The organism is Alteromonas sp. ALT199 (assembly GCF_018619335.1).
In the GTDB taxonomy this organism is placed as follows: Bacteria; Pseudomonadota; Gammaproteobacteria; order Enterobacterales; family Alteromonadaceae; genus Alteromonas.
Map to the genome: position 1 here is coordinate 1 of NZ_JAHHDX010000173.1, position 11024 is coordinate 11024.

Consider the following 11024-nt stretch of genomic DNA (forward strand, 5'->3'; position numbering starts at 1 on the left):
AGATCATAGTTCGTGAAGTATTTTGTTTTTAACTACTAGTAAATTGGAATGATCTATTAGTTAACAAATATTACGCATGGCATTACAGTCGATAGTTGTAACATTACTCATCAAGTTTTTACTTGGTGTGAAAAGGTCGCGTAGCTCCTAACTAATGTCCAAGCGTTAACGCAATAAAGAGCCCTTACTTATTACCTTTACGAAAAAGAGAGAAAGATAATGTCAGATTCTTCATGGTGCGATATTACCGTAGAAAATGCGGATGAACTTGTCAGCTTTTATGAGGCTGTAATGGGTTGGAAGAAAGAACCCATAGATATGGGGGACTATAGCGATTATGTCATGATGAAGGGTAACGGTACGCCAGTGGGTGGTATTTGCCATAAGCGTGGCGTAAATGCGCACTATCCAAGCGGGTGGATAAATTACTTTACCGTAGAAAATCTTGAAGCTGCTTTGAAAGAAGTAACGTTAAAGGGCGGAAAGCAGGCGGGTGACATACGACATCATGGAAAAGATAGCTTCTGTGTTATTGTCGACCCAAGCGGTGCAGCATGCGCGCTATATGAAAAAGGGCAAGACTAATCGTTAAAATAGATATCAATGCTATTTAGGGTAAGTCACGAAAAAGCAATAAAGGCAGCGTGTAGGGGCCACGTAATGGGTACTCGCTGCCTTCATTGATAGTTTGCTTGAGTGCTTACTTATTTAATGCGCCACGGTTAACTTGATCCCGCTCAATCGATTCAAATAGCGCTTTGAAGTTGCCCTCTCCGAAACCTTCATCTTGCTTGCGTTGAATAAATTCAAAGAATACTGGACCGAATACCGTTTCAGAGAAAATCTGAAGCAATAAGCGAGGTTCACCATTCTCAGTAGTACCATCAAGTAAAATACCACGCTTTTGAAGCTCATCTACGTTTTCGCCGTGACCCGGAAGACGCTCTTCAAGCATTTGATAATACGTATTTGGCGGAGGCGTCATAAACTTCATGCCTTTTGCTTTGAGTTTATCTAAGCACGCGACCAAATCGTCACAGGCAAAAGCAATATGCTGAATACCCTCACCGTTGTACTTCATCAAAAATTCTTCAATTTGGCCGCCTCCGCCAACGGCTTCTTCATTTAACGGTATACGAATTTTACCGTCTGGCGCTGTCATCGCTTTCGATAACAGGCCAGTGTATTCGCCTTTAATATCGAAATAACGGATTTCTCTGAAGTTAAATAGCTTTTCGTAGAATCCTGCCCAAAAATTCATGCGCCCGCGATATACGTTATGTGTAAGGTGATCAAGCGTATGGAAACCACACCCTTGCGGATGGCGGTCAACACCTTCAATCCAGTTGAAGTCGATGTCATAAATGGTGTTCTCGCCTTCGTAGCGGTCTATAAGATACAACATGGCGCCGCCAATGCCTTTGATTGCAGGAAGTTTCAATTCCATTGGACCTGTGTGTGTGTCCATAGGCTGGGCACCGCGAGCAAGTACTTCTTTGTAAGCGTGCTGTGAGTCTTTTACACGAAAAGCCATGCCACATGCTGATGGGCCGTGCTCTTCAGCATAATAATCAGCATGGCAGTTTTTTTCGTAGTTACTCAACAGGTTGATGTCGCCCTGACGCCATAGCTCAACATCTTTAGATTTGTGACGTGCAACAAGGGTAAAGCCCATCGCTTCAAAGATAGGCTCCAGCATGCCTTTTTCCGGCGCAGTGAATTCTAAAAATTCAAACCCATCCAAACCAATAGGGTTTTCAAATAAATCAGCCATAGCGATACATCCTCAACGTAAATCATATTTTATAATTGTTGCTTAATTGTAATGGAGCAGTGAAAAAGCAAGCAATAGGCGGCGGGTTTGTGTATTTTTCTGATGGAAAGAAAAGCTGTAACGTTTAGTTTTCACTTGTGAACACTAAGGTAAAATAGGGCAGTTAAACTTACCCTAAGCTTCTGAAATATAGTGCTATTAAACAATGTTGGTAGGTGTTTCTAGTGTTCACAAATCAATACAACCGCAAGTACAGATATCAGTATGAATATTGTTGCCAACCTCGCACCGCTTACTTTTCGCCATTGTAATACTTTTTGAGGCCTTTCCAGCACGCTAGATAGTGCTGTTGACGAATGTCGCTGTTTAAAGCAAATTCAGTGGGTGCAATGGCATAACGAGACTCAAACATAAATGCCAGCGTGTTTTCGTAATGCTGTGGCGCTAGTTCAGCGTTAGACGCTTTTTCAAAGACTTCGGCTTCTGGTCCATGGGGGGTCATGCAATTATGAAGGCTCATGCCGCCCGGTACAAACCCATGCTCTTTGGCATCGTACATTCCCTCAATAAGCCCCATAAACTCGCTCATAATATTTCTGTGGTAGTACGGAGGGCGAAAGGTATTTTCGGCAACCATCCACCGCGGCGGGAAAATTACGAAGTCCACGTTGGCTGTACCCTCTAATTCAGACGGTGAGGTAAGTACGGTGAAAATAGACGGGTCAGGATGGTCAAAACTTACGGTGTTCATCACATTAAAACGAGACAGGTCGTACTTGTAAGGGGCAGAGTTACCCACCCAGGCCACCACATCAAAAGGCGAATGATCCAGCTTTGCTTCAAACAAGTTTCCGCAGAATTTGTTTACCATTATGTGGGGTGTTTCGTTGTCTTCAAACCAAGCCGTGGGGTAGCAAAAGTCACGCTGGTTAGCATAACCATTCGCGCCAACAGGACCGCGCTCCGGCAGCACAAGCGGGTGACCATAGTTTTCACATATATATCCTCGAATTGGCCCGCTAATAGGGGTTACTGCAAAACGGACGCCTCGAGGGATAACTGCTATTTCGCCTACTGATAAATTGAGCTTTCCAAATTCAGTAGTAATAAGCATATCGCCGAGCTGGGGGACAATCAGCATTTCACCGTCAGACGAATAAAAGACACGGTTCTGCATGTTTGCATTGGCACTGTAGCAGTGTATGCCCATACCAACTTGTGCCTTAGCGTCGCCATTTGTTGCAATGGTGACAAGCGAGTCTACAAAATCAATGTCTTTTTCAGGGAGGGGAACTGGGTCCCATCTAAGTACATTGGGAGGGCAATAAACATCAGTATCTGGGGCCGTTCTTACTAAACCATTGTCAATTTTATGAAAGTCACCCATAGCAATAGACGGACGTAGGCGATAAGTCCAGCTACGACGATTTTCTGCTCGGGGAGCGGTAAATGCAGTGCTGCTAAACTGTTCAGCATACAGCTTGTAATTCACTTTCTGTGGGCTGAACTGACCTCTAGGAAGCGCGCCCGGCAGTGCTTCAGTTTCGTGCTCGTTGTTAAAGCCTGTTAAATAAGACAAGTTATCCATATACCCTCTTTTAAGCGGTCACAGTTTTAAGCTCAGTTCGACATCTGATGAACAAAGTAGTTACAAATGAAACTATGTGGTTTAGGCTAGAGGTAAATGGAATGTAAATCAATGTTAAGGGCTAGGCAGGTGACATAGAACCAGAGCATTTATTGGTACGCTAGCTTTACACTCTTGGTGATATTCTAAAGCAAGAGCATTTTTATTGTGTAGCCGTAAAGCATGCTACTTGTTGTGCTGATAGTGCATGGCTTAAATAAAACGACATAGAACATTCGTGTGCTGGCTGCAGACAATAGCCCTTGGTAGTTGAAGCGTTACGCATACAAGGAGTTAAGCACAGCAACACGATTAAAAAACTGATAGTAAACGTAGTAACAAGGACCTAGTACATGAAGCTAGAAGACATGCTTGCCTATAAGGTTGCTATGCTAGCAAGTGATCTAAGTGAGTCGCTTGCAAACGAATATGCTGAGTATAAGCTTACCGTGCCAGAGTGGCGTATTCTAGCTACGTTAGGAGCGACCGAAGATAGTTCGTCAAAATCGCCGCTAACCGCAAAAGAACTCGCTGCAGCAACGCGTCTTGATAAGGTTCAAGTATCACGAGCGCTAGAGCGCCTGGTGAAACGAGACGCTATCCATAAGCGTTCCTGTGAAGATGACAAGCGCGCTACCCTCATTTCACTGTCGATGGAAGGAAAGGCAATTTACCGAGCTTTATTACCTAAAATCGTTTGCTGGCAGAATAAGCGACTGGAAAATATCACTGATGATGAGTACCAAATATTTCTAAAAGTGATAGATGCGCTCAGGCCTTAAAATTCGGGTGAAGTCGTTAGTAGCTCTGGTCTGAGCAGGCGTGTGCTTCTCGCCATAAAGGTTACTTTTACCCCCTTAACTGTTAAATTCCTCTGAACAAATCAAATGGTACAGCTTTGGCGTTTATTCACCATGCCTTGTTACCTTATAAAAATTCAACAATCGCTATTAATCATTGTTTGTACTAAAGCTTCATTTAAAAAATTAGCAAGGAAATTGAGTGGCACCCCTAGACATATACGCAGGTAAAAAAGCACGTGAAACCATAATGAAGAACGGGTTCACACCAGAGTTGTTCAGGTATTTTTTAGGGGCATCTGGCGGCCCTAAGTGGTTTTCACTTGCGGGCTTAGACCGCGTGCTATTTCCCGAATGGTTTGCCAACGTTGAGCATCAAATACATGTTATAGGTTCATCTGCAGGAGCGTTTCGTGCAATTTGCGCTGTTCAAAACGACCCATTAGCTGCCATAAACCGCTTAGCTTCATCATATTCAACCACTACTTATAGCAGTAACAAGCCAACGCCTCGAGAAATTACAGCTAAAGCCGAAGACTTGTTGACCGAAATGGTAAACGAGGCAGGCAAGCAAGAAGTGCTGTCCAACTCCCGTTTCAAGGCCCATCTTATTGTTGCGAAGTGTTTAGGGGCGACCCGTTTTGAAAGTAAATTCAGGCAGCTTTCGGGCTTAGCCATGAGCGCAGCGGCTAACACTGTAAATCGCAAAAATTTGTCGCGCTTATACACCCGCTATGTTTTTTCTACCCCGAATACGGACTTTTCTATTAACGACCCATATCAGCTTCCTACGAAATACCATGATCTAACACAGGGAAATATACACACAGCACTACTTGCATCGGGTTCTATTCCTATTGTGATTGAAGGCGTTCCGGAAATTGAAGGTGCACCTGTAGGTATGTATCGCGACGGCGGTATTATCGACTACCACTTTGACCTGTCGTTTGGACCTGATGACGGCTTAGTGCTGTATCCACATTTTTATGATAAGCCGATACCTGGCTGGTTCGATAAAGGTTTAAAGGGCAGGGTACCCCATAGTTCAAGCTACGATAATGTGGTGATGTTAGTACCTTCAGCATCCTTCGTAGCGAACTTGCCTTACAGCAAAATTCCAGACAGAAAAGATTTTGAAGTGCTCGATGCAGACACGCGCATTAAATACTGGCAAACGGTATTGAAGGAAACCGACAGGCTGGGTGAATACTTTATGCGTGCTGTAAAGGACGGAACCTTAGTGGACGCTATCAAGCCACTTCCATTTAACATGATATAAAATGGAACAGCTAATCGTTAAGTAAATGGCTAATTGCTGTCAAATTAGTCACTTGAACCTTCTTTTAATAAGTTTTTCTTGCAGGTGGCGTCTATGCTAAGTATTATACGCGCCGTTGTCCGGCATTCGCCCACCTCAAAGGTGCAACACAGTTCTACATGCGTCTATAGCTCAGTTGGTTAGAGCGCTACCTTGACATGGTAGAGGTCCCCTGTTCGAATCAGGGTAGACGCACCATTTTATTTCAATCAAATTTCATTTTTTGAAACATCCAAATAGTCTCTCTAACGCGTGTGAAACAAATGCTATTGGTCAATCCCGTACGGTTATAGCGGTTTTAGTGTATTTCGTCTTTTAACTTCTTGTAGTTTCTTATTTTAGACTACAATGATGTAGAGCTAACTGTCTTTTTTAAATGCTTTCAACCCAGTAGTATGCGCGGGAGTACAATGAGCCTACAGAAACATCAAGAGCCCTTGTTGTTTGCACAACATGGTACAGCCGAGAGGCGGTTCCTGCAGCTTATTAGTGCTTTACCAAAAGTATCGGTACAGGGGTATGATAAGCAGCGAAACGTGATTTATTGGAATAAATCCAGCGAGGATATGTACGGCTACAACGAGAGCGAAGCATTAGGTCAGAAGCTTGAGGACCTAATAATTCCTAGCTTTATGAGAGATGACGTTATTGAATTCCATCAGCGTTGGATCGATTTCGGTGAGCCCATTCCCTCCAATGAACTAGTGTTGAAAAAAAAAGGTGGTCAACCTATTCATGTTTTTTCATCGCACGTAATGTTAAAGCAGGGTACGGACTCACCCGAAATGTACTGTGTCGATATTGACTTAAGCGAGCAGCACGAGATTCGTAAAGAGCTAGAGCGAATGGCGTCTACTGATTTGCTAACGAATTTACCCAATAGACGCATACTAGAGCAATTTTTAACTACAGCCATCGACAATGCGACCTCCTCTAAATCAGGCTTTGCTCTGTTCTTTATTGACCTAGATTTGTTCAAAGAAGTGAATGATACCTTAGGACATACTTGGGGCGATGAACTTCTTAAGTCGGTAGCAAAGCGTTTAGCTACTTGCACGGACAGCACTAATGGGGTGTTAGCTAGATTTGGTGGCGATGAATTTGTTTATGTTGCCAACCATGTAACGTGCGAAAACAAGTGTGAAGAAATCGCAAAAATGTTTTCCGACTGTTTTAAAGAGAGTTTTGCGCTTAATTCTGAAAATGTTCATATTACATCGAGTATTGGCATTAGTATGTACCCAAGGGACGGTAATGTCATAGACGATTTATTAAAGCACGCAGACGCCGCTATGTACCAAGCGAAAGCGGAAGGGCGCAACCGCTATCACTTTTTCACAAATGCGTTAAGTCAGCGTCTTCGCGAACAAAGAAGCATTGCAGCTTACTTGCGCGAATCAATAAAAAACAACGAATTTGAGCTAGTATATCAACCTCAAATAGATGTAAAAACAGGAAAAATTGCGTCTTGTGAAGCATTGCTAAGATGGTGCCCAAAAGATGAAACACGGGCCGTGCCGCCAAACGTATTCATACCTATAGCAGAGCGCAGTGAGCTTATAGATGACATAGGGAGTTGGGTGTTAGATAAAGCGTGTCAGCAATCTCAAGCATGGAAACGAACAGGCTTGGAAGTGCGTATCGATATAAACGTATCAGGCAAAGAGCTAGAAAAGAGTGTCTACTTTGAGCGTTTAACAGCTTTGCGAAACCAATATGGGTTGTCGCCTGAAGATATTGGCCTTGAACTTACAGAGAACGTATTAATCAAGTCAGATACAACACTTCTGGAAAATCTTCGTGCACAGCGAGATTTAGGGGTAGAGATATCGATTGATGATTTTGGCACTGGGTACTCCTCGCTGAGTTATTTGAAACAATTTCCGGTGAGCCATTTAAAAATTGATCGCTCCTTTTTAAAGGGCGCCCCAGAGCATGCTTACGATAGCGCATTAATGGAAGCCATTGTTAACGTAGGCCACAAACTTGATTTAAAGATAGTTGTGGAAGGGGTAGAAACGAAAAGTCAGTCGAACTACTGTAAATCGTTAAACGTAGAATTTGTACAAGGTTTCCTGTACTCAAAACCCATTAGTGCAAACGCTATTGAGGATTTTCTTAAGAAGCAACAATAACTTTACTAAAGAGGCGCTAAATCGCCTCTTGTCTGAATTCTTTAGTAACACCAAAACGTATGTGAAGTATAAAACCCGCCCATATCGCTCACGTATTTCAACGTTAATACACGTTCCAAAGTGCAGGTTTCGCAAAATAGTAGCCTTGCTGATGATCTACACCTAACTTGTTCAATGCCACTGATTCTGCTTCGTTTTCCACCATTTCCGCGATAATTTTTATGTTTAGGCTTTTCGCTATACTAACAAGGCTCGACACAAACAATTGGTTGTCTTTATTAGTATGAATACCTTGCGTCAATCTACCGGATAGTTTAACAAACTGCGGTTGTATCGCACGAAGACCAGAGAGTGAGGCAAAGTTATCGCCAAAACGCTCAATGGTTATTTTGCAGCCAAGGTGGATTAACTGACGGCATAGCGACTCTGCAGCCTCCCTTTGCTGAATTAACGCAGCATCTTCAATTTCGAAATAAAGCCTTGTGCTTAACGTTTTTCGCTTCGAAATTTCTTTTACCAACCAGTCTCTGAATTCAGCATTCGCAATTGACGCTATGCTTAAGTTTACCGCAACCTGTTGGGAGGTTACCTCTAACTTTTTCAGTACAATAGTGGTAACAAGCTTGTCTACCTGCGGAATAAGGTCAAGTCGCTCAGAAGCCGGAATAAGCTGACCCATAGGAATAACGTCGTTTGTATCCTTGTCCTTAAATCGGCCTGATGTTTCATAGTAAGCGGGTATATTTTGGTCTATGCTCATTACCGGCTGAATCATAATATCGGCATACTGTTGTGACACAATATAGTTGAGTCGTTCACGCCATTGGGTATTACTGTGAACTCTCGATATTTCTGATGCCAATTGCCATCCGTTTTGTGTTTTCATTGCAGCGATAAGTGCGCTATCCACACTTTCCATTATTTGCTGCATTGTCATACTGCCTACAAAGCGGGTTATACCCATGTAGGTTGCTTTCGTGCCATCCCTTAAAGGAGAGACGTTAGCACATTGTGTTGCAATGTTCGTCAGGATAAGTTCTCGGGTAGCACTCTCCATTGCTTCACTAATTAGCGCAAAATCTCCGCCAGATAGTCTAAATACAAAGCGAATGTTGTTGTTATTTTTAGTTTCTTCAACAAGTATATTTGCAATCGCTTTTACATAGCTGTCGCCAGGCACCATACCTAATTTGGTATTAATATTGCCAAGTTGGGCTAGCCTTACAATAATGAGTTCTTTTTCTTGTGAGGTCGCGTTCTCGTTCAATAGGGCGCGCATATGGCGTTCGAAAGCGCCTCTGTTGGCCAACATAGTAAGTGAATCTTTGCTGGCTTCTTTTTTGAATAGCTCAGATTGACGTTTAAGCTCATCGAACTTTGAAGCCAACGTGGTTGCAAGGGAGTTTGCGGCTTCTGCAAGAGGAGAAAATTCTTCGCTAGACGTAGTAAGTTCAGGGGAGGTAAAATTATGACTGCCAATTTCGTTGAGCTTTTTAACGGTATCGTCGACAGGGCGTTTTATTTGTCGATTTACGAAAACTACGAGAATTGAAGCAAGCACCACTAGAACTAAAAATGTCGCGATGTTTTTAATTAAAACGGCAATAAAATCAGAGGCACTCTTTTGCTTATTTGACGTGAGTACGAGCTTGTTCTCACTATTACCTAAAGATACCTGCTTATCGAAATTAGGGTTTGAGTCTATCAGCGAATACCATGACGGTAGAATGCTATTAGTTGCTGCACCTTTTTTAGCCACTTCATTACCGTTTGCGTCAATAATAGCAGCCGTTGAGATATAGGGTTGCGCTATTGCACTTTCCAGCAAAGTACTAAGTATTATCTCCTCTGCCTGACCGGACAAAGAGGTAAGTTGACTAACCGCTTTTTTATAAATTACCGCGCTTTTTTCAGCTTGTAGCGCTACCGCCTCAGACGTCTTCGATTGTAATCCATGCAATTCGGCTACAGATAATGCAGTAAATGCTAAAAACAAGAGGGCGACAATACCCAAATTAGTTCGACTAGATAGCTTCATTACTGGCAGTTATCCCCTTAACTTGAGAAATTAGTGTTTTGCTAAAAATCGCATGCGCTTACATGTAAAGCGATTCACAGTGAAGTTTACCGAGAGTAAAAGTCACATGGCGTAATTGTAGCTCACAGAATGTGTGAGTGCTAATTATACAATGTAAGCATAAATGTATAGTAAAACATAAAGTTAAGCGAGTAGTAAAAAAAGCTTCTAAATCGTCGTTACCTTTTATCTGTTGTCAAGCCACCACAACTTGTTAGGTGCTTCTCCTGCATGTTTAACAGGCACTATTTCGCCGAAAACTGGAATGCTGGTGGGGATTCCCTTAGCACCTGTAAGGTCTGTAATTCTAGATAAAGGCTCATTCCAATTGTGCAGCGCTAAATCAAAGGTACTGTTGTGCACAGGCATCATCACATTGGCTTTAACATCAATATGCGCTTGTAGGCTTTCATGTGGAAGCATGTGAATGTCAGACCAAAGTTCGTTATAGGCGCCGGTTTCAATCATCGACAAGTCAAACGGGCCGTACGTTTCTCCTATTGCTTTAAAGCCGTCGAAATAACCCGAATCACCGCTATAAAATACCCTGGTATTTGATGACTTGAGAACCCAGCTTGCCCAAAGGGTTTCATTTTTATCAAACAAACCACGTCCCGAAAAGTGCTGAGAAGGCGTAGCCACTATTTCAATGCCGCCTACTTTTGTACTTTGCCACCAATTAAGCTCTACAATTTTTTGAGCATCGACACCCCATTCGCGTAAATGATTTCCTACTTTAAGCGGTGTGATGAAAACGTCGACCTTATGTTTTAGTATATCGATACTGCCTTTATCTAAATGGTCGTAGTGATCGTGACTTATAATAACGGCATCTAAATTAGGCAAAGCTTCAAGTGAAATAGGCGTTTTATGGAAGCGTTTGGGGCCTATCCATTGAACGGGTGAAGCACGCTCACTAAAAACAGGATCGATCAATAGATAGCGCTCGGATAGTTTTAATAGGGTAGTGGAGTGGCCAAGTTTTATCACGCTATCTTCTGTTATTGCTTCAAGCATTTGCGGCGTGAGCTCCGATACTGGAATATCAAATGATGGCACTGCGGCGTCTCTATTATCACGAAGATACGCCTTGGTTACTTTCCACATATCTCGCCATGTCATTTTGTATTCAATATGGGTATTAGTGAATTTCTCGGTTTTTGATGCGTTTGCAGCAAACGTACTTGAAGAACCACAGAAAGATGTCATAAATAAAACTCCAAAAAGAAAGCGGCTGGGATTAAAAACAGGCATACCTCACCTTTAATTTTACATATGTAAACTATACAGTGT

8 protein-coding genes and 1 tRNA gene are annotated in these 11024 nt (G+C 42.6%); 5 read left to right on the plus strand and 4 right to left on the minus strand.

Translation table 11 applies throughout. The features are described from left to right. Window positions 1-219: 219 nt before the first annotated feature. Window positions 220-585: a VOC family protein gene (locus tag KL866_RS19415; RefSeq protein WP_214996584.1), complete on the plus strand. Its 366-nt coding sequence runs from the start codon at window positions 220-222 to the stop codon at window positions 583-585. Between the two features lie 115 nt (window positions 586-700). On the opposite strand, the gene hppD is transcribed toward KL866_RS19415, so the two are convergent. After that, entirely contained in the window at window positions 701-1774 is a 1074-nt protein-coding gene (gene hppD / locus KL866_RS19420) for a 4-hydroxyphenylpyruvate dioxygenase (protein ID WP_025254813.1), read from the minus strand. A 292-nt stretch (window positions 1775-2066) separates the two neighbouring features. Beyond that, complete coding sequence (gene hmgA / locus KL866_RS19425) at window positions 2067-3362, minus strand: homogentisate 1,2-dioxygenase (protein ID WP_214996586.1); 1296 nt, start codon at window positions 3360-3362, stop codon at window positions 2067-2069. A gap of 392 nt (window positions 3363-3754) precedes the next feature. Here hmgA and KL866_RS19430 point away from each other — a divergent pair, with 392 nt between their 5' ends. The 4 genes from KL866_RS19430 (at window position 3755) to KL866_RS19445 (ending at window position 7654) form a co-directional block, all read left to right on the plus strand. Then, complete coding sequence (locus KL866_RS19430) at window positions 3755-4183, plus strand: MarR family winged helix-turn-helix transcriptional regulator (protein ID WP_025254815.1); 429 nt, start codon at window positions 3755-3757, stop codon at window positions 4181-4183. 220 nt (window positions 4184-4403) lie between these two features. After that, window positions 4404-5480, plus strand: coding sequence for a patatin-like phospholipase family protein (locus KL866_RS19435; protein ID WP_025254816.1), 1077 nt, complete (start codon window positions 4404-4406; stop codon window positions 5478-5480). A gap of 160 nt (window positions 5481-5640) precedes the next feature. Next, window positions 5641-5717 (plus strand) — tRNA-Val (locus KL866_RS19440). A 212-nt stretch (window positions 5718-5929) separates the two neighbouring features. Continuing rightward, window positions 5930-7654, plus strand: coding sequence for an EAL domain-containing protein (locus KL866_RS19445; RefSeq protein ID WP_214996588.1), 1725 nt, complete (start codon window positions 5930-5932; stop codon window positions 7652-7654). A gap of 103 nt (window positions 7655-7757) precedes the next feature. Here KL866_RS19445 and KL866_RS19450 read toward each other — a convergent pair whose 3' ends face one another. Then, complete coding sequence (locus KL866_RS19450; RefSeq protein WP_214996590.1) at window positions 7758-9692, minus strand: EAL domain-containing protein; 1935 nt, start codon at window positions 9690-9692, stop codon at window positions 7758-7760. Between the two features lie 225 nt (window positions 9693-9917). Further along, window positions 9918-10940 (minus strand): MBL fold metallo-hydrolase, encoded by a 1023-nt coding sequence (locus tag KL866_RS19455; RefSeq protein ID WP_251140192.1) that lies wholly within the window; start codon window positions 10938-10940, stop codon window positions 9918-9920. Between the last annotated feature and the right edge of the window lie 84 nt (window positions 10941-11024).

What these genes read in the sequence shown, in the direction of transcription:
- KL866_RS19415 (WP_214996584.1), top strand. Translation starts at nt 220, where the DNA reads ATGTCAGATTCTTCATGGTGCGATATTACCGTAGAAAATGCGGATGAA.
- hppD (WP_025254813.1), bottom strand. Translation starts at nt 1,774, where the DNA reads ATGGCTGATTTATTTGAAAACCCTATTGGTTTGGATGGGTTTGAATTT.
- hmgA (WP_214996586.1), bottom strand. Translation starts at nt 3,362, where the DNA reads ATGGATAACTTGTCTTATTTAACAGGCTTTAACAACGAGCACGAAACT.
- KL866_RS19430 (WP_025254815.1), top strand. Translation starts at nt 3,755, where the DNA reads ATGAAGCTAGAAGACATGCTTGCCTATAAGGTTGCTATGCTAGCAAGT.
- KL866_RS19445 (WP_214996588.1), top strand. Translation starts at nt 5,930, where the DNA reads ATGAGCCTACAGAAACATCAAGAGCCCTTGTTGTTTGCACAACATGGT.
- KL866_RS19450 (WP_214996590.1), bottom strand. Translation starts at nt 9,692, where the DNA reads ATGAAGCTATCTAGTCGAACTAATTTGGGTATTGTCGCCCTCTTGTTT.
- KL866_RS19455 (WP_251140192.1), bottom strand. Translation starts at nt 10,940, where the DNA reads ATGACATCTTTCTGTGGTTCTTCAAGTACGTTTGCTGCAAACGCATCA.